The organism is Duganella flavida, from assembly GCF_009857445.1.
GTDB classification, from domain to species: domain Bacteria; phylum Pseudomonadota; class Gammaproteobacteria; order Burkholderiales; family Burkholderiaceae_D; genus Rugamonas; species Rugamonas flavida.
In genome coordinates this window covers 357305-375410 of the sequence record NZ_WWCN01000001.1, presented here as the reverse complement: position 1 = coordinate 375410, position 18106 = coordinate 357305, and the positions used below count along the sequence as shown (strand labels likewise).

At 62.8% G+C, this 18106-nt stretch carries 12 protein-coding genes; 6 read left to right on the top strand and 6 right to left on the bottom strand.

The window, feature by feature from the left end:
- Positions 1-2 precede the first annotated feature (2 nt).
- From GTP46_RS01625 to GTP46_RS01605, 5 genes are read left to right on the top strand one after another with little or no spacing between them, the layout of a single operon-like run.
- Positions 3-1004, top strand: coding sequence for an AAA family ATPase (locus GTP46_RS01625; RefSeq protein WP_161004874.1), 1002 nt, complete (start codon positions 3-5; stop codon positions 1002-1004).
- Entirely contained in the window at positions 1004-1903 is a 900-nt protein-coding gene (locus GTP46_RS01620) for a DUF58 domain-containing protein (RefSeq protein WP_229258754.1), read from the top strand. Before GTP46_RS01625 ends, GTP46_RS01620 begins: the two co-directional genes overlap by 1 nt.
- Entirely contained in the window at positions 1900-3057 is a 1158-nt protein-coding gene (locus tag GTP46_RS01615) for a BatA domain-containing protein (RefSeq protein WP_229258753.1), read from the top strand. The genes GTP46_RS01620 and GTP46_RS01615 overlap by 4 nt, the downstream gene beginning before the upstream one ends.
- Positions 3041-5071 carry a DUF4175 family protein gene (locus GTP46_RS01610; protein WP_161004873.1) on the top strand — a complete coding sequence of 677 codons (2031 nt, stop codon included), beginning with the start codon at positions 3041-3043 and terminating at the stop codon, positions 5069-5071. The genes GTP46_RS01615 and GTP46_RS01610 overlap by 17 nt, the downstream gene beginning before the upstream one ends.
- Complete coding sequence (locus tag GTP46_RS01605) at positions 5068-6762, top strand: hypothetical protein (protein ID WP_229258752.1); 1695 nt, start codon at positions 5068-5070, stop codon at positions 6760-6762. Before GTP46_RS01610 ends, GTP46_RS01605 begins: the two co-directional genes overlap by 4 nt.
- Before the next feature lie 38 nt (positions 6763-6800).
- On the opposite strand, the gene GTP46_RS01600 is transcribed toward GTP46_RS01605, so the two are convergent.
- Positions 6801-9530: a TonB-dependent receptor gene (locus GTP46_RS01600; RefSeq protein WP_161004872.1), complete on the bottom strand. Its 2730-nt coding sequence runs from the start codon at positions 9528-9530 to the stop codon at positions 6801-6803.
- Positions 9531-9705: 175 nt separating this feature from the next.
- A complete protein-coding gene (locus GTP46_RS01595) occupies positions 9706-10341 on the bottom strand; it encodes a pyridoxamine 5'-phosphate oxidase family protein (RefSeq protein ID WP_161004871.1) in 636 nt (211 codons plus the stop codon).
- Between the two features lie 84 nt (positions 10342-10425).
- On the opposite strand from GTP46_RS01595, the gene pdxR reads away from it, so the two are divergent.
- The gene (gene pdxR / locus GTP46_RS01590; protein ID WP_161004870.1) at positions 10426-11973 is read left to right on the top strand and encodes a MocR-like pyridoxine biosynthesis transcription factor PdxR; all 1548 of its coding nucleotides are present in this window, start codon (positions 10426-10428) and stop codon (positions 11971-11973) included.
- On the opposite strand, the gene GTP46_RS01585 is transcribed toward pdxR, so the two are convergent.
- The 4 genes from GTP46_RS01585 to GTP46_RS01570 all read right to left on the bottom strand — a co-directional run bounded on the left by GTP46_RS01585 (position 11921) and on the right by GTP46_RS01570 (position 18101).
- Positions 11921-14356: a TonB-dependent receptor plug domain-containing protein gene (locus GTP46_RS01585; protein WP_161004869.1), complete on the bottom strand. Its 2436-nt coding sequence runs from the start codon at positions 14354-14356 to the stop codon at positions 11921-11923. The genes pdxR and GTP46_RS01585 overlap by 53 nt on opposite strands.
- A gap of 269 nt (positions 14357-14625) precedes the next feature.
- The gene (locus tag GTP46_RS01580; RefSeq protein WP_161004868.1) at positions 14626-15402 is read right to left on the bottom strand and encodes a spermine/spermidine synthase domain-containing protein; all 777 of its coding nucleotides are present in this window, start codon (positions 15400-15402) and stop codon (positions 14626-14628) included.
- Between the two features lie 12 nt (positions 15403-15414).
- Positions 15415-16737 carry a sensor histidine kinase gene (locus GTP46_RS01575; RefSeq protein WP_161005002.1) on the bottom strand — a complete coding sequence of 441 codons (1323 nt, stop codon included), beginning with the start codon at positions 16735-16737 and terminating at the stop codon, positions 15415-15417.
- Positions 16737-18101 (bottom strand): sigma-54-dependent transcriptional regulator, encoded by a 1365-nt coding sequence (locus GTP46_RS01570; protein WP_161004867.1) that lies wholly within the window; start codon positions 18099-18101, stop codon positions 16737-16739. The genes GTP46_RS01575 and GTP46_RS01570 overlap by 1 nt, the downstream gene beginning before the upstream one ends.
- Positions 18102-18106 lie beyond the last annotated feature (5 nt).

Genomic DNA, 18106 nt, shown 5'->3' with positions numbered 1-18106 from the left:
TTATGGCTGATGGTGCAATCGCCTGGAGCGAACAAGAAATCGGCGAGCTAACCGCCAAGGTGAAGGCGCTCAAGGCCAGCATGGGCCGCGTGATTATCGGCCAGGAGAATGTGATCGATTCGCTGATCATCTGCCTGCTGGCTGGTGGCCATGCGCTGGTGGAGGGCGTGCCTGGGCTGGGCAAGACGCTGCTGGTGAAGTCGCTGTCGCAGGCGACGGAGCTGGACTTCCATCGCGTGCAGTTCACGCCGGACCTGATGCCGTCCGATATCGTCGGCACCGAGATTCTGGAAGAGGACCATGCGACGCGCAAGCGCGAGTTCCGCTTCCAGCAAGGGCCGGTGTTTACGCAGGTGCTGCTGGCGGACGAGATTAACCGCGCGCCACCGAAGACGCAATCGGCGCTGCTGGAAGCGATGCAGGAGCGCTCGGTGACGTTTGCAGGCCAGACGCACAAGCTGCCCAAGCCTTTCTTCGTGCTGGCGACGCAGAATCCGATCGAGCAGGCGGGCACCTATCCGCTGCCGGAGGCGCAGTTGGACCGCTTCCTGTTGCGTATCGATGTGGTGTATCCGACCGAGGAAGAAGAGATTGCGATGGTCTCCGCCACCACGCACGCAGGCTTGAAAGATGCGGAGCCGGTGATGGATGTCGCCACGCTCCTGCGCTTGCAGCAGCTGGTGCGCGATATCGAGATCGGCGATCATCTCTTGGCCTACGCCACGCGCCTGGTACGCGCCACGCGTCCGTCGCTGACGACGGTGCCGGCGGTGAAGAAGCATATCGGCTGGGGCGCCGGCCCGCGTGCCGGCCAAGCCCTGGTGTTGGCCTCCAAGGCGCGCGCGCTGATGCAAGGCCGCCTCGCCGTCACGCGCGAAGACATCGGCGAGATGCTGCTGCCGGTGCTGGCGCACCGCGTGCTGCGCAACTTCGAAGCGGAAGCCGACGGCATCGCCATCGCCGACATCCTGCAAGCCCTGCGCGAGCATATCCGACCTGACTGATGCAAGCTGCCGCCACTACAGCCATGATGGCCCGGACCAAGGATCTGGAGCTCGTGATTCGTCACGTGCTGGCGGGCCTTGGCCACGGCATTCACGCGGGCCGCGAGCGTGGTGCTGGTGTTGAATTCTCTGAGTACCGCGCCTACGCGCCGGGCGACGAATGGCGCCGCGTGGACTGGAAGCTGCTGGCTCGCGCCGACCGCTATTTCGTCCGTGAAGCGGAGCGCGACAGCCACGTCGCCGTCTGGCTTTGGCTGGACGCCACCGCCTCCATGTCTGAACCCAGCCGCGAAATTAACGGCATCGACAAACTTTGGTTCGCGCGCACCGTGCTGGCCTGCGTCGCTGCTATCGCGCAACGTCAGAGCGACGCCTTCGGCCTGCTGGTCTGCACCGACGGCAAAGTCGAATTCACGCCAGCCTCGCGCGGGCCGCGCCAGTTGCAGCGCGTGCTGGCGGCACTGGCCAAAGCCGAACCGCGCGGCCAGCTGCCATCCGCCGAAACGCTGCGCGCCAGCTTGCACTTCGCGCGTGCACCGAGCATGATTTTCGCTGCCAGCGATTTCCTCGACTGGCCGTCGCCGCTGAGTGAAGCCTTGCTCCGCCTGCGCAATATGCGTCACGACGTGCGCTTGCTCACCTTGCGCACGCAGGCTGAAGTCGACGCCAGCTTCAAATCTGGCGCTGGTTATCGCGACCCTGAACAAGTGGATGGACTGCATCGCATGAGCAATGCAGACCGCGAATCGTACAAGCAGCAAAGCCGCGCGCACTTCGATAGTGTGGCAGGCAGCTGCCGTAAAAATAATATCGTCCACTACGAGGCGCGCATCGAGCAGCCTCTGAGTGGCGTCTTGCGCAGCTGGCTACAGCTGGCGGGAGCGCGGGCTACCAAATGATGCTGAGTTCTTATCCCTTGTGGTGGTTGGCGCTGCCGGTACTATTGCTGCCGATATGGTGGCATCGCCAAAAACGCCAGCGCGTGAAAGCTGAGTCGCTGGCGACAGCGCGCTTCTTACCATCCGCACCTCCGGAACAGCTGCGCGTCTGGCAGTGGCGCGACAAGCTGTTGCTGGTGGTGCGCTGCCTGATGCTGGTAACGCTGATTGCCTGGCTGGCCGCGACCATCCTCCCGTGGCGCGGCGATACCGTATTGATCGACTCCGGCGCCGATCCAGCGTGGGTAGAAAAAGAAATCGCCGCAGCAGGCTTCAGCACCGCCACGCGCATGCCGCTGCCAGACGACGCACTGCAATGGCTGCGCACAAATGAACGCGATTGGCGTAGCGACGCCAAACTGCTTCTCATCGCCCGCGCCGGCCAAATCGCCATGCCTGCCCGCGTGCCACAGTTCAGCCACCAATTATCCATCCGCACGCAGCTTGCCGCCGCACAGGAAGCACCCATCGCAGCGCTGCGCGCAGCCGCCACCGACAAGGCCGAGACGCACATCGCGCTGGCGGCACCAGCGACGCGCGTGACCGCGTGGCGGTCGCTGTTCGCCGCTTTCGATAGCGTAGGCGACGCCGCTCGTCACTACAAGCTCACCTCCGAGCCGGACGCCCGCACCACGCTAATCGTCTGGGACACTCAAAACGCCGAACCACCACCTACGTGGCGCGCCGCCGACTGGTGGATTGCCGCCGCCTCGCCGCTCGCCGCAGCACCCTCGCCAGTCGACGCAGTGCGAGTCTCCGCCGCCTCGACGCCCGCCGCTCGCGCTGCGCTGGCAACATTCCCGGAGCTGGCCAACGCTTCGACGCTGACAATCAATGGCCTCACGCTGAAATACACCGATTCGCCGCGCGGCCGCTTATGGACTTCGGACGTCTTTCCGCCGCGTGATGCCGACACTGCGCGTGCGCTGTACGAAGCCTGGCAACTGCTGGCCGCAGCGCCAGCGCCGGCCTACGCCACGCCATCGCAAATTTTCACTGCCGCTCGCAGCACGCTGCCCGCCATTGCAGACGCCAAGCCTGCAAGCTGGCTCGCCTTCGCCCTGCTGGCCCTCTTCATGATCGAACGGATACTTGCCCATGCCCGGCGCCACTGACCATCTGCGCAGCCGCCTCTGGACTGCCATCCTGCGTCGCCGCGCATCGCAATGGCTGCTCGCCCTCGCGCCGCTCGTACTGGCCGCCTATCTGCTGGCTGCCAGCAGCCTCGCCGCAGCCGTCGCCATCTGCGTCATCTGGATCATTGCAGACGCCTTGCGCTGGCGCCGCCGCATCGGGCAGCAATGGCCATCCTGGCTGAACGCCGCCATCCCTCAACTGGAAGACAGCAGCACCCTGCTAGCTGAAGACGCCAAAACGCCAATCGCCAAACTTCAACAACAGCGCTTGCACGCCCGTCTCGCTGAAGTTCTCACTGACGCCGACTACCAAGCGATTGCACGCGCACGCAGCAAGCTCGCGATCCTGCCGCTCGTCCTTAGCCTGGCGGCCACCGGTGCAGCCGCCGCGTGGCACGGCAAGCAAACCACTGCAGCGCCGCCGCCGGCCACCGCGCAAGCCAACAAGCCTATCGTAGACGGCGAAGTCCACCTGCGCGTCACACCGCCTGCGTACACTGGCGTGGCGCCATTCGAAACCGGCGCCCGCGACATCCAGATCCCGCAATACTCCGAAGTCCGCTGGTGCATCAACAACCCGCGCGGCGCGCAAGCAGCGGTCGAACTGGGCGACGGTCAGACACTGGCGATCGACAAAGACTGTGCCAAACTCCGTGTTGAAGACTCGCTGTTCTGGCGCGTACGCGGCGTTGCGTCCACCCGCTACAACATCCGCGTCACACCGGACCAGGCACCGCAAGTCACCATCATTGAGCCGACTGAGTTAATTCATCTGCTGCCCAAAGACGCCAAGTCCGTGCAGCTCGCCGTCAGCACCAAAGACGATTACGCCATCGTCCGCGCCAGCCTGCATATGACCTTGGCACGCGGCAGCGGCGAAAACATCCGCTTCAGCGACAAGGAAGTCCCGCTGCCACAATCCACCGATCCGAAATCGCGTAGCTGGAAAAAGCAGTGGACGCTGGCGGAACTCGGCATGGAACCGGGCGATGAACTCTACTTCTTCCTGCGCGCCACTGACAACGCACCAAGCCCGCATACCGCGCAATCGCCGACCTACACGCTGCGCTTGCCCGGCCCGGACGCCGAGAGCCTGGAATCGACCGCACTGCCATCAGCGGTCAAGCCGGAAAACCTGCGCAGTCAACGCCAGGTCATCCTCGACACCGAACAGCTGCTGGCCGACCTGAAAGCGCATCCCGACATGCCGCAAGCGACACTGCGCAACCGCAGTGAAAACATAGCCTCCGACCAAGCCAAACTGCGCCTGCGCTACGGCCAATTCCTTGGTGAAGAATCCAGCCTGTTCGGCGACGAAGAGCACGAAGAACACGAGCATCACCAAGGTGCGGGCGGCGCGCAGCCGGGCAGCGAAATCGCCATCATGAAAGAATTCGGTCACGCCCACGACCAGGAGGGCAATGCCACCATCTTCGATCCGCAAACCAAGGCAGTCCTGAAGCGCGCCTTGGCCGCGATGTGGGACGCCGAGAAATCCCTGCGCACCATCTCGCTCAAGACCGCGCTGCCGCCGGAGTACAAGGCGCTGGATGCGATTAAAGAGTTACAAGCCGCAGAACGCGTCTACCTTCACCGCACCGCCTTCGTGCCGCCGGCGCTGAAAGAAGAGAAGCGCATGACTGGCGACATGGTCGGCGCCATGAGCTACAAACGCGCGCAAGGTGTTGCCAGCGACACCGTGCCGGCTGAAGTGCGCGAGCTGGTACAAGCCTTGTCGCAAGACGGTGTGCTGCCCGCATTGTGGAGCAAGGCCGCGCGTGATGCCATCACCGCGCGCATCACCGACCAAGAACAGAAGTTGAGCGCCCAGCGCGCAGTGCAGGATGTGCAGGACGGCTGCGTGCCTTGCCGCGCCGAGTTGCGTGCATGGCTGCGCGGCACGCTGGCCGATGCGCCGGTGCTGCTGCAAGCGCGTCCATCGGCGGATACGCCGTTCAGCAAGGCGTGGAGCAGCAAGGAGCAGGCGAAATGATGATATCTACCGATCTTGCTTCGATCGCGCCGCCGTTGGCCGCCGTTGCCACCGGCGTGGTGAGCGCGGCGCTGTATGGCCGTAAAAAGCAGTGGCGTAACGCCGCCCTTGCTGGCGTGGCCGGCGTTACGCTGGCTACGGCGCTTGCCGATATCCGCTTGCCCGCCGCCGCTAGCGCTGCGCCGCTGTCGGTCAGCACAGAAGCTGGCCGCATCAGTGATGCAGACCGCCAGGCGATTCCCAACGCAGCCAGGCTCGCATTGAGTGGCGACGGCGTACGTGAAGCGGAGTGGCGCGACCTGCCTGCACGTCCGCTGCAATGGAAGCCTGCCGCTGCCGATTTGCTATGGCTCGATTTCCCGCGTTCGATGTCGCTGGGCCGCATCTTCACATTGTCGGCGCGGCGCTCGCCGGCGCAAGCAGGATGGCGCTTACAGCTGCTGGCCGAGAACAAGCAGGTGTTGGCGGATTCCGGTGTGTCGTCAGCCGCGCAGTTGTCGGTGCAATGGCTGCCACCGGTGGCGGAGACGATGGTGCTGCAAGCGCGCCTGCTCGATGCGAACGGCAAGATTATTACGCAAGGTCCGATACCGCTGCAAGTGAAAGATCCGGTGCCGCTGCAAATACAAGGCCGCTTTGATGCGCCGTCGTTTGATGCGCGCACCTTGAACCAGCTGCTGTCCGATGGCAGCGCGATCCTCGACTGGAATGTCGCGCTGGGCAAAGCAATCACGCGCAGCGAGACTGCACGTGAGCCGTTGTCGGCGCCGAATGCGATGTTTGTGGATGCGGCCTACGTTGAGCACCTGACGCCATCGGCGCGGGCTTCGCTGCTGGCGCAGACTGCGCAGGGTGTGCCACTGATTGTCCTCGGTGGGAATGCTGCGGATGCCGCTGCGTGGCAGCGTGATTTCGGTCTGGCCCTGCACCAGCAGTCGCCGACTACGGAGAAGGAAGATGTGCGGCAGTTTGGCGCCGCCTTGTCCATGCCGCCGGCAGGTTTGAATCCGGCTGATAACGCAGCCGAGCCGTGGTCGGTGCTGGCGCGCGACAGCAAGAAGCAGCCGTGGATGTGGCAGCGTAGTGTGGGCCAGGGACGCGTGGTGTGGATCGGCGTGGCGGATTGGCATAAGCATGCGATCAGCGAGCCGCAGCAGCTGACTTTGTGGTGGCAGTCGGCGATGGATCGCATCGCGCTGGATAGCGTGCAGAAAACTGTTTGGCAGATGAGTAATCCGATGCCGGTGCCAGGATTGCGCAGCGAGGTATGCGCGCAGGGCGTGAAGGCTGGGACGGCGCTGGCGGTGGATGGCTACGCGCCGATGCAGCTTGCCGCGCGCGTGGACAAGGCAGATGGCGTGTGTGCGGCGCTCTGGCCGCAGAAGGCGGGATGGCTAAAGTTCAACGCAGAAGGAATGGCAGGGCAGGGCGCGCAATACGTCTACGCAGCGAACGACTGGCCCGCGTGGCAGCGCGCGCTGCGCCGCGATGCGACGGCGCTCTATGCCGCGCGCTCAAACGCGGCGGGAGCGGTGGCAAGTGCGGCGGACGTTGCCCGCGCGGGCGGCGGCACAACGGAGCGGCCGTTGCCGGGCGCTCCGTTTGGTGTGCTGTTCGCGTTGTGCATGCTGGCCCTCTGGTATCGTGAACAAAGCGCCCAAAAAAGCCCTGCGAGCGAATCGCAGGGCTAAAGCCGGCCCAGACTTCGGGCCGGCGTCCTTGGAAGGACTTAGAACTTATAGTTCAGCCCAAACAAGACAGTGCGGCCATACTTCGCATACTCCAGCTGACGATCCTTGCTGTTTGCGTAGGTCTCATACGCTTCGTTGGTCAGGTTATTCACCTGCAGCAGCACGCCCAGACCTTTGTACGTACCTTCGTTGAAGGTGTAGCCGATCTGGAAGTCGACCGGATGATCGCCCACCACATAACGCAGTTGGCGGTCACCGGCGAAGTTGCCGATCTCGCCCACATAGTCCGAACGCTTGCGGGTGCTCACACGGGTCGAGAAGCCCGATTTTTCATAGTACAGCGTCAGGTTGGTGACGTTGCGCGATAGGCCAGGCAGCGGAATCTTGCCGATGGTGGAATTGACTTCCTTGATGTCGATGCCACTCTCGGTGTACGAGGTCGATGCCAGCACGCCGAAGCCGTCCAGTGTATGCGACACCATTTCAAACGGCACCGATACCGACAGCTCAGCGCCTTTCAGCGAACCGCCATTGCCGTTGTAGGCCGTGGTGTACTGGCCCATGTTAGTGATGGCGATGGTGCCCGGCGTGTACTGCGAGAAGTCGCGTGTTTCCGAGAAGGTGTAGATGTAGGTGTCGAGCTTTTTGTAGAAGCCCGCCAGTGCTACGTAGCCCTTCTTGGCGAAGTACTTCTCCCACGAGATGTCGAACGCCTTGGCCTTCCACGGATCCAGCTTGGCGTTGCCGCCGCTGCCGCTCGGCAGGCGGGTGCCGGTATCGACGGTGAAGTTGAAGCCTGCATTCAGTTCGTCCACACGTGGGCGAGCGATTTGCTTGGCCAGCGATACGCGCAAGGTCTGGTCGCCCGGCAGGCCGAAGGCCAGGTTCATGCTAGGCAGGACATCGTTGTAGCTCTTGCCGTCGCTGATCGGATGGGCCACGCCGCCGTTATCAGCGTACAGCGATTCCGACGACTGGTCGGTATGCACCAGCTGCGCGCCGACGTTACCGCGTACTGATACGCCACCCCAATCCGCATCAATGTTGGCGCGGGCGAAGCTGGTGGTGATCTTCTCGGTCACGTCCCATGCGCGGCTGATGGTGCCGGCGTTGTTGGCCAAGCTGTAGTTGATCGGATCGAAGTACTTGGCGATCACCGCTGGCACATTCCACGACGGGACGATGCCCGAACCGGCAAAGCCCAGGTCCACCGGCGCGTACAGCAAATCGCTGGAGATGGTCGGATTCCCTTTGGCGAACAGTTGGCCCGAAGGCTGGCGTTTGGTCTTGGTGCGGTCGCTGTGATTGATGCCGACGTCGATGTCGTGCAGGTAGCTGTCCAGCGCATCCGGCACTGGCAGCGTGGCCACCAGCTTGAAGCTCTTCAGCGTGTCCTTCAGGTGCGGCGAGTAGGTGCTGCCGTAGCCGTAGATCGAGTTGCCGGTGAACAGTTTGGTGGCATCGCTGTAATTCAGTTTGCCGGAGATGGTGGCGAAGTTCCCGGTGGACCAGCCGACCGTCATCAGCGGATCGTTGAAGGCGCCGCCGGTAGCGCTTTGCAGCTGCAGGTTGTTTTCGAGGTAGGTCTCGTCACGCTTGGCCTGCGAGTAGTTGGCGTCGGCCAGCAGCGACCAGCTGCCGAAGTTAAAGCGGTTGGCCCAGCCGGCAGTGCGGATCTCGTCCTTGCGGTTGTTGTACTGGCCGCGCACCAGCGGGTAGGCGCCGGTGGCGGTACCGCCCAGCAGCGTGCCGTTGGCGATGTTGACGCTGGAGTAGTTGAAGCCCGCCGGGTTGTTGCTGCCGTTGTAGCCGCCCAGGTTCACCTCGAACTGGTTGTTGGTGTCGACCTGCTTGAATTCCGACGCGAAGACGTCAATGGTGCTGGTCCACATTTTCGATGGGCGGAATTCCAGCACGCCGATCAAGCCAGTGCGTTTCAACACGCCGCTCTTGGCCAGCGACTTCACACCCGCCGTGATGTAAGTGCCGGCAGGGACGCCCGATACGCTGCTTTGCGAGAACGGCTCGTAGGTGCCGGTTTCGTGATCGAGGATAGGCGATTCAAGGTGCGCGATACCCAGCGCCACGCCGATCGTGCGGTCCGCAAATTGGTCGATGTAGCTGGCGCTGATGCGGTGGCCGGTGTCTTTGGCGTTGGCGATTTTGCCGAGCGAGTTTTGTTCGCCGCGCACGTTGAGCGAGAAATTGCGGCCGCTGAATGCCAGCGGGCGTACGGTCTGCATGTCGATGGTGCCGGACAGGCCTTGGCCGACCAGGCTTGCGTCCGGAGTCTTGTAGACGGTGACGCCGCTCAACAGCTCCGACGGATACTGGTCGAACTCTACGCTGCGGTTGTCGCCGGTGCTGACCTGCTCACGGCCGTTCAGCAGCGTGGTGGCGAAGTCCGGCGACAAGCCACGGATCGAAATCACTTGCGCGCGGCCGGCCACGCGTTGCGCGGCGAGGCCTGGCAGGCGTGCGATTGATTCCGCGATCGACACGTCCGGCAGTTTTCCGATGTCTTCGGCGGAGATGGTTTCAACGATGGAGGTCGCGTCTTTCTTGACCGAGATGGCGTCCTCGATGCCGCGGCGGATGCCGGCCACCACCACCGTGGTGGGTTGCGCTTCAGCGGCTTGCGGTGCGCCGGCCGCTTCGGCGGCGTAGCTTGGGGCGGACAGGGCGGAAATCAGCACCGCGCAGGCGGCGGCAACAGGGCTGAGCGGGAGCACGGCACGCAGGCCGCGCTCTTGTTGATTGAGCTGCATTGTAGTCTCCAGAGTAGTCGAATTGGGCGCTCTTGCGACGCTTGAACTCGATCTTGTATTAAAACTAGAATGCTAGTCAAACAAAGTTTACTGAAATGCCACCGGAAATTGCCTGTTTTGATGCTGTTTTCGCTATGAGAGTTGATCTGGTTGTATTTTTACTACACGGCAGACATCATCGATGTAGCTGAACTACATAGTCAGGAATCGGCAGCGTGCAGTCGTCTGCGGTTTGTGGTGGCAGCGGCGTGCGTGCCCACGGCAGCACGCCAGCCCATACTGGCCAGCTGAGGTCTTCCTCGTCGTCGTTCGGGCCGCCGGTGCGGACTTTGCAGGCCGCTTCGGCCAGCGAGATGCGCAGCACGGTGGTGGCGGCGTATTCCTTGTCGGAGCCGGGACGAACCTCGGCCTGGCGGCCGGGTACCAGCTTTTCCATGAACGCTTCCATCGCGCGCCGCGCGGCCTCGCCTTCCACCACTTCGAACACGCCATAGATCATGGCCGAGCGGTAGTTCATCGAATGATTGAACGCCGATCGCGCCAGCACCAGTCCATCCAGGTGGGTAATGGTCACGCAGCATTCGCTGTCGAGCAGGCGCTTGACCATGCGGCTGCCGTTGGAGCCGTGGATGTACAGGTAATCACCTTCGCGCCAGCTGGCGGTTGGGATGCAGTGCGTGCTCTTGCCGTCGCTGAAGGCGATGTGGCAAAGGTAAGCGTCATCGATGATGGCGTGCAGGGTGGCAGTGTCGTACTGTGCGTTGGTGGCGCCGCGGCGGACACGGGTGCGATCGGTTGGTGGCTGGTTCATGCTTCCCTTTCATAAAAATCAAAATATAATGGGATGCTGGTTCTATCAGTAGATCCAGTGGATGTAAATTTTATGGAGCCATGAATGGATTTTTCGCTGCTCATAAACAGCTATGAAGAACAGCACCGGCATCGCAACTGGCCGCGCCAGCGCATGCTGCATGAATGCCTGCGTGCGGCGATCCGCAACGGCACGCTTGCAGCAGGAACAAGGCTCGCTGCCTCGCGCGCGCTGGCCGAAGAGCTGGGCGTGGCGCGCAATACCGTGCTGTATGCGTACGAACAGCTAGCCAGTGAAGGCTTCGTGACCAGTGACCGCAGTGGCACGGTGGTGGCAGCGATGGTCGTTGCGATAGCGCCGGTGCGCGCACGAGCCGTCAAAGCAGCGGCATCGCTGGCCGGCCTGTCGCAGCGCATGCGCGAATTGCGGCCGGTGCCGGGACCTGCCGACCGCATGGGCGCTTTTGTGCCCGGCGTGCCGGCGCTGGAGCAGTTCCCGATGGCGTTGTGGCGACGCTTGCTGGAGCGCGCGCTGCGCAGCATGACGGTGGCGCAGCTGAACTACGGCGATACCGCCGGCGAGCCGCTGCTACGCGCCGCCATCGCCGACCACCTGCGTGCCTCGCGCGGCGTGGTGTGCGAAGCATCGCAAGTCTTCATCACCGACGGCACGCAGGCCAGTCTTGACCTCTGCATGCGCGCCTTCGCCGACGAAGGCGACACCATCTGGATCGAGAATCCCGGCTACGGCGGCGCAATGGCCGCCGCACGCGGCGCCGGCCTTGCAGTACAAGGCATTGATGTCGACGACGATGGCATGTCGCCCCAGCAGGACGACTGGCTGCTACGCCCACCACGCCTGGTCTACACCACGCCATCGCACCAGTACCCAATTGGCAGCGTACTCAGTTTGCGTCGCCGCCTGGCCTTGATCGAAGCCGCACGCGCTGCCAGCGCATTAATCATTGAAGACGACTACGACAGCGAATTCCGGCACGACGGCGCACCGCTGCACGCCATGCAAGGCCTGGCGCCCGATGCGCCGGTGGTCTACCTCGGCACCTTCAGCAAAACCATGTTCCCCTCGCTGCGCATCGGCTTTGTGGTGGTGCCCGCAGCGCTGGCTGACGCCTTCGCCCAGATGCGCGCGCAATCCGCATCTCGCGGCCGTGTGGCCGAGCAATTGGCCTTGGCCGAGTTCCTGCGCAGCGGCCAATTCCTCGTGCACCTGCGCCGCATGCGCAGGCTGTATCGCCAGCGCCGCGATGCACTGGTAGCAGCCTTGGAAAAGCATCTGGGATCGATCGCCACGGTACACGGCGGTACGGCAGGCATGCACCTCTCACTGCGCTTCAATGATGAACGCATCGACGACGTGAAGATTGTGGAACAGGCGCAGGAGCACGGCATCGCCGTCAATGCGCTAAGCACGCACGCAACGCAGGGCGATTCGGGATGGAGGGGATTGATGCTCGGCTATGCACAAGTGCCCGCCGAGCAGATGGAAGGACTGGTCAAACAGTTGGCCGCATTGATCCACCTTGCGGCGTATGCGGCCAACCGCTCAACTAACAACCCAATTAAAACGCCGTATCAGCACGCACGTAGAACGAGCGGCCGTTCACGCCGATAGGGCAGGTTTCCCAGCAGCGGGTGAAGCCCAGTTGCGGGAATACGCCGCCGTTGGTCCATTCCGATGGCAGTTGGTTGAACACGTTGTTCACGCCCACGCTCAGGAAGGTACGCTTGCTGAAAGCGTAGCGCACCGATGCATCGACCAGCCAGCGCGAATCCCACTTCTGCAGAGGGCTGAAGTTTTCAGCATAGACTGGACCGAAGTAGTTGGCGCGGGTGTTCACGTTCCATGCACCGACGGTGTAGTCTGCCGCCACCACGTGGTGCTGGCGCGGCTGGCCGCGTTCAATCAGGGTCACTTGCGACTGGTCGAACAGCTGCGCGCCGGTCAGCACCGAGGAAGTCGAGTGACGCTTGGTGACTTCCGTTTTGTTGAAGCCCAGTTGGCTCGACAGCACCAGTGTGGAAGCATCAAACTTGGTGGTGTGCTCCGCTACGATGTCCAGGCCGCGGGTGCGGGTGTCGACAGCGTTGGTGAAGAACTGTGCCTGGCCTACGCCCAGCGGTTTCAGGATGTTGGCGATCGGGCCGCCACCAGCTTCCGGTGCGATCTCGCTCGAGAACACGATGCGATCCTTGATCTTGATCTGGTACGCATCGGCAGTCAACGACACGTTCGATGCTGGACGCAGCACGATACCGCCACTGAAGCTGGTCGAGGTTTCTTCCTTCAGCGGCTTGATGCCGAAGGCCTGCGTGACAGCGCTGCCTTGACGTGCGGTCAGGGTCTCGGTCAGCACGCCGTTATTCAGGTTGGTTGACACGGAGCTGTAGAACTCCTGCTGCACGCTCGGTGCGCGGAAGCCGGTCGATGCGCTGGCGCGGAAGCCCACTTGTTTGCTTGGGTCGAAACGGGCGCTCAGCTTACCGGTGACGGTGTCGCCGAAGTCCGAGTATTTTTCGTAGCGCACTGCGCCGCCCAGGGTCAGCTCTTGCACCGGTTTGGTTTCGGCGTCGAGGAACAGGGCGATGTTGTGGCGGCCCGAGTCCACGGCGGTGCCTGGGGTGTAGCCCGGGAAGCCTTGGGTGCCGGCTGCGGCGGTGGCGCCGCTCGGAGTCTTGATCACGATGGCAGGGTTGTTGGTGCGGCCGTACTGGTAGGAGATCGGATCGCCGGCGACGATCTGGTAGTTATCCTGGCGGTACTCAAAACCAGTGGCCAGCGATACTTCCGTGTCGCCCACTTTGACCGGACCTTTAACGTCGGCGTTGAAGGTCAGCTGGTTGAATTTCAGCGTGCCGGTATCGGCTTCGCGCGCCGATTCAGCGTAGATGCCGCCGCCCGGTTTCGGCTCGTACCAGTAGGAGACGTTCAGCGTGTCCGATTCGTGGAATTTCAATTCGCTGGCGCCGTAGTTGATGCTGATGTCGGCCTTCCAGTCGCCCACCAGGTCGCGGCGATAGCCGAAGGCGAACGATGCGTCCTTGATGTCGGTGTGGATCGATGGCAGGAAGCCGTTCGGGTACACGGCTGGCACGGTGCGGTCGTCGCCGGCCGAACGGAAGAAGCCATACGAATCGCTCTTGCGCTGCGAGATGCCGCCGAAGGCGTAGAACTCACTTTCCTTGTCGATCGGCAGCGCGCCGTTCCACCACAGGTAGCCGTCCTTGGTGTTGCTGTCGCCGATGTGCTGGGTGACGCGCGGTGGGTTCACGCGCAGCGTGTCCGGGCCGGCGCGGTTGGTTTCGCCGCGCTTGCGGCCTTCCGCCGTCAGGTTCAGATAGCCGCCGTTCTCGCCCAGCGCAAAGCCGCGATTGACGCTGGCCGAATACATATCGCCGTCGCCTTCCGAAGTGGTGCCCAGCTGGCCGCTGACCGAGGTCTCGCCGATGTTCGATTTGAGGACGATGTTGATCACGCCTGCAATCGCGTCCGAGCCGTATTGGGCTGCGGCGCCGTCGCGCAGGACTTCAATGTGGTGAATCGCCGCCAGTGGAATGGCGTTGATGTCAGTACCGGCCGAACCGCGGCCAATGGTTTGCTGCACGTTGACCAGCGCTTGCTGGTGGCGGCGCTTACCGTTGATCAGCACCAGCACCTGGTCAGGACCCAGCGAACGCAGGGTGGCAGGACGGATCGAGTCGGTGCCGTCGCTGATGAAGGTGGTGGAGAAGTTGAACGACGGGTCCAGCGTTTGCAGCAGCTTGCCCAGTTCCAGCGGGCCGGCGGTCTGCAGGTCTTTCAGGCCAATCAGGCCTACCGGCGACGAGGTATCGAGTGCGGTCTTGGCGACCGAGCGCGAACCCAGGACCACGACGGTTTGTTGATCATCGGCCTTGGCGCTGCTGTCGGTAGACGATTGCGCGAAAGCGCTTTGCGCAGCCAACAGCAGGATAGCGCTGGCCAGCAAGGTGCGTTTGAATTGAGGTGCTCTTTGCATTGTGTTTTCTCTCTTGGTATTTGAAAACGGCCAGCGGGGTAGGGCCGTTACTAAAAATACTAAGGGTTGCACGCGAAGAGCGACAACGCGGCATGCACCACAATGTTGCGGAATATGCACATTTATCAATATTCCGTGCTTTGTAACTCAATGTATCGTAAAGTTACCGGCGGCCCGGAACGATCATGGTGCAAGGGTGCACAAAAGTGTGGCGCGCCTGCATCGGTATGATGCGGACGCATATCGATATGCGCAAAATGTTCCGGCAGTTACTGGTGGTCGCGCATCCAGTTTTTCAAGCCGTTGACCCAGTTTTTGGCCGGTAAATTCAAGGTCTTTTTGATTTCACCGGCACGCTCATACAGCTCGCTGAAGTCGAGCGACGGCGCGTTTTTAAACGCGATGACGACGATATTCGCATCGTGTACTTCCGGCAGCCAGACCACTGCGTCGAATACCAATTCCATCGTTTGCAAATTCTTGTCGTAGTTGGTGAAGTCGTCGCCGAAGACGTTGGTGGTCATCATGCCGCCGTCGCGCAGTACGTCGGCGCAGCCCTGGTAGAACTCCTGCGAGTCCAGCACCGGGCCGCGCGCGGCTTCGTCGTACAGATCTACCTGCAGGATGTCCACTGTGTTGCGGTTGGCCGGATCGAGCACGAAGTCGAGCGCATTCATCTCGCGCACGTTGAGGCGCGCATCGTTGGGCGGCAGCGCAAACTGCGCCTCGCACATGGCGATCACGTTGGGATTGAGTTCGATGGTGGTCACGCGCGCCTGCGGCAGGCGGCGGTAGCAGAACTTGGTCAGCGCGGCGCTGCCGAGACCCAGCTGCACGATATGCTGCGGCTGGCCGTTGAAGAGTAGCCACATCATCATCATCTGCACGTATTCCAGCTCGATGTTATCGGGCTTGGCGATGCGCATCGCGCCCTGCACCCATGAGGTGCCAAGGTGCAGGCTGCGCACGCCCTGGAATTCGGTGATGGTGGCCGGCGGGTGGCCGGGCTGGTCGAAACGGACGGCGGAGGGAGAAGACTTGGACATGCCGCTAGTTTATCAGGCCAGCGGCAGCAGCATGGTCACGGTCAGGCCGCCGCCTTCGCGATTGGTAAGGGTGATGCGGCCGCCGTGGGCTTCAGCGATTTCGCGCGCCAGGGCCAGACCGAGGCCGGTGCCGCTGCGTTTTGTGGAGTAGAACGGCACCAGTGCGTTGGTCAGCACGGTGTCGCTCATGCCGGGGCCGCGATCTTGCACGTCGATGCGCACACCTTCGTGCAGGCGGCGTACTTCGAGCGTGACTTCTTCCGCAGGCGATCCGGATTCGTGGGCGTTCTTCAGCAGATTGAGTAAGGCTTGCTCCAGTTGCGCGGGATCGAAGGCGCACGGTTCGGCAGGCGCGTCGCCGATCTGCTGGAAGATGACTTGTTCGCCTAGTTGCGTGAGAAAGGCTTGCCAGTGCTGGGCTTCCAGCCGTGGCGCCGGCAGCTTGGCGAAGCGCGCGTAGCCAAGGATGAAGCTCTCCAGATGGCGCGTGCGTTCTTCGATGGTGCCGAGGATTTGCGGCAGGCGTTCCGTTTGACCGCGCCGCACCAGTTCCGCGCCGGAGTGGGCCAGCGAGGTCAGTGGCGCCAGTGAGTTATTCAGTTCGTGGCTGATTACACGGATCACCTTCTTCCAGGTTTGTACTTCCTGCCGCCGCAGTTCCATTGTCAGTTGGCGCAGCAGCAGCAGTTCGTGTTTGCGGCCATTCAGGTTGAAGCTGCGGCGGGCGAGGTGGTAGACGTCTTCTTCTTCGTCGCTGCTGGTGGTGAACAGGCCATCACCGCCACGCGCCAGCGCTTCCAGTAAGGCGGGGGAGGCGTCGGCCAGCACGTCGTCCAGTTTGTGGCCTTCCAGCTTGCGGCCTTGATGCAGCAACTGGCGCGCGGCTACGTTGGCGTAGACGATGGGGCCTGCCTCGCTCACCAGCAGCATGGCAACCGGCGTGTTTTGCACCATGGTGTCGAGCAGCAGCTCGCGTTGCACGAGGTCGAGGCGCTGCTGGCGCAGCACGTCGCCCAGCGCGTTGTGGGCGGCAACCAGGTCGCTCAGTTCATCGTTTTGCGGCCAGTGCAGGCTGAAGGAAAAATCGCCGTCCTTGTAGCTGGTGACGGTGCCGGTGAGGGCGCGGAACAGCGACAGCATGCGTTCCAGTTCCGCGCGGATGGTGATGATGGAAATCGGCAGGACGCACAGCAGGCAGACGCCCAGCACCAGGCCGGGATTCTTGGGGAAGAAGTGATCAGTCGCCAGCGCGATCAAAATGCCGACCGTGAGCAGCGTGCCCACCAGCGCCGTCCAGCGCGTGAGCAGCGAGAGCCGCAGGCCGCGCCGTTCCATCACGGACGGACGATGCCAAGCCGCTCCATGCGGCGATACAGCGCCTGGCGTGACAGGCCGAGTTCCGCTGCTGCTTGTGCGACTACGCCGCCAGCACGGCTCAGCGCGAGGCTGATGGCGTCGCGGTCTGGCTCGCGGATGTTGTCGTCGACGGCCGCGCCGCCGCCGAAACCGCCGATGCCGTTGCTGGCAGCAGGCAGGCCAAGATCCGCCACCTTGATCACATCACCACTGGCCAGCAGGCCCGCACGCATCATCACATTTTTCAGTTCGCGTACATTGCCCGGCCATTGGTGTGCCAAGAGCGCCGCCTGTGCATCGGCGTGCAGCTGTTTGCCTTCGCCGAGGAAGTTCATGGCCAGCGGCAGGATATCCATCGGCCGCGCGGCCAGTGGCGGCAAGCGTAGCTCGATCACATTCAAGCGATAGAACAAATCTTCGCGGAAGGTGCCGGCCCGTATCATGGCCTGCAAATCCGCATTGGTGGCGCTGACCACGCGCACTTTCACCTGCCGCTCGCGATTGGAGCCGAGCCGCTCGAAGCGTCCCGTCTCCAGCACGCGTAGCAGCTTCATTTGTCCGGCCAGTGGCAGGTTGCCGATCTCGTCGAGGAACAGCGTGCCGCCATCGGCTGCTTCAAACTTTCCTTCGCGCGCCTTGGATGCGCCGGTGTAGGCGCCCGCATCGGCGCCGAATAATTCAGCCTCGATCAATTCAGAAGGAATCGCACCGCAATTGAGCACCACGAACGGCCCATTGCGCACCGAGGAATTGGCCTGGATGATTTCCGCAATCCGTTCTTTGCCGGTGCCGTTAGGACCGGAGATCAGCACCGGCACGTCGGCGCGCGCTACCTGGCAGGCCAGGTGTATCACACGCTCGGTGGCCGGATCCTGGAACACCATGCCGCGCAAATCGTGGCCGCGTTCCAGTTCGCGGCGCTGGCGTAACTCGCCCTGCACGCGCTGCTGCAAGGCGCGCTTGGCTTGTCCCAGCTCGATCAGATTATTCACAGTGGCGATCAGCTTGTGATCGTCCCACGGCTTGGCCAGATAGTCGGCCGCACCGGCCTTGATCAGGTCTACCGCTGCGTTGAGATGCGTCCACGCGGTCAGCAGGATCACCGGTAGATCCGGATGGCGTTCGCGGATCGCCTTGAACAGCGCCGTGCCTTCCTCGCCCGACGTGGTGTCGGCGGTGAAATTCATGTCCTGGATGACCAGGTCCACGCTGTGCTGTTCCAGCATGGCCAGTCCGGCATCGGGCGACGCCGCGCGCAGCGCCTCGATATCGTGCAGCGAAAACAGCACGTCGAGGGCCACGGCAACGGCGGCATTATCGTCAATGATTAATACGGTAGGCATGCCGC

What these genes read in the sequence shown, in the direction of transcription:
- GTP46_RS01625 (WP_161004874.1), top strand. Translation starts at nt 3, where the DNA reads ATGGCTGATGGTGCAATCGCCTGGAGCGAACAAGAAATCGGCGAGCTA.
- GTP46_RS01620 (WP_229258754.1), top strand. Translation starts at nt 1,004, where the DNA reads ATGCAAGCTGCCGCCACTACAGCCATGATGGCCCGGACCAAGGATCTG.
- GTP46_RS01615 (WP_229258753.1), top strand. Translation starts at nt 1,900, where the DNA reads ATGATGCTGAGTTCTTATCCCTTGTGGTGGTTGGCGCTGCCGGTACTA.
- GTP46_RS01610 (WP_161004873.1), top strand. Translation starts at nt 3,041, where the DNA reads ATGCCCGGCGCCACTGACCATCTGCGCAGCCGCCTCTGGACTGCCATC.
- GTP46_RS01605 (WP_229258752.1), top strand. Translation starts at nt 5,068, where the DNA reads ATGATGATATCTACCGATCTTGCTTCGATCGCGCCGCCGTTGGCCGCC.
- GTP46_RS01600 (WP_161004872.1), bottom strand. Translation starts at nt 9,530, where the DNA reads ATGCAGCTCAATCAACAAGAGCGCGGCCTGCGTGCCGTGCTCCCGCTC.
- GTP46_RS01595 (WP_161004871.1), bottom strand. Translation starts at nt 10,341, where the DNA reads ATGAACCAGCCACCAACCGATCGCACCCGTGTCCGCCGCGGCGCCACC.
- pdxR (WP_161004870.1), top strand. Translation starts at nt 10,426, where the DNA reads ATGGATTTTTCGCTGCTCATAAACAGCTATGAAGAACAGCACCGGCAT.
- GTP46_RS01585 (WP_161004869.1), bottom strand. Translation starts at nt 14,356, where the DNA reads ATGCAAAGAGCACCTCAATTCAAACGCACCTTGCTGGCCAGCGCTATC.
- GTP46_RS01580 (WP_161004868.1), bottom strand. Translation starts at nt 15,402, where the DNA reads ATGTCCAAGTCTTCTCCCTCCGCCGTCCGTTTCGACCAGCCCGGCCAC.
- GTP46_RS01575 (WP_161005002.1), bottom strand. Translation starts at nt 16,737, where the DNA reads ATGGAACGGCGCGGCCTGCGGCTCTCGCTGCTCACGCGCTGGACGGCG.
- GTP46_RS01570 (WP_161004867.1), bottom strand. Translation starts at nt 18,101, where the DNA reads ATGCCTACCGTATTAATCATTGACGATAATGCCGCCGTTGCCGTGGCC.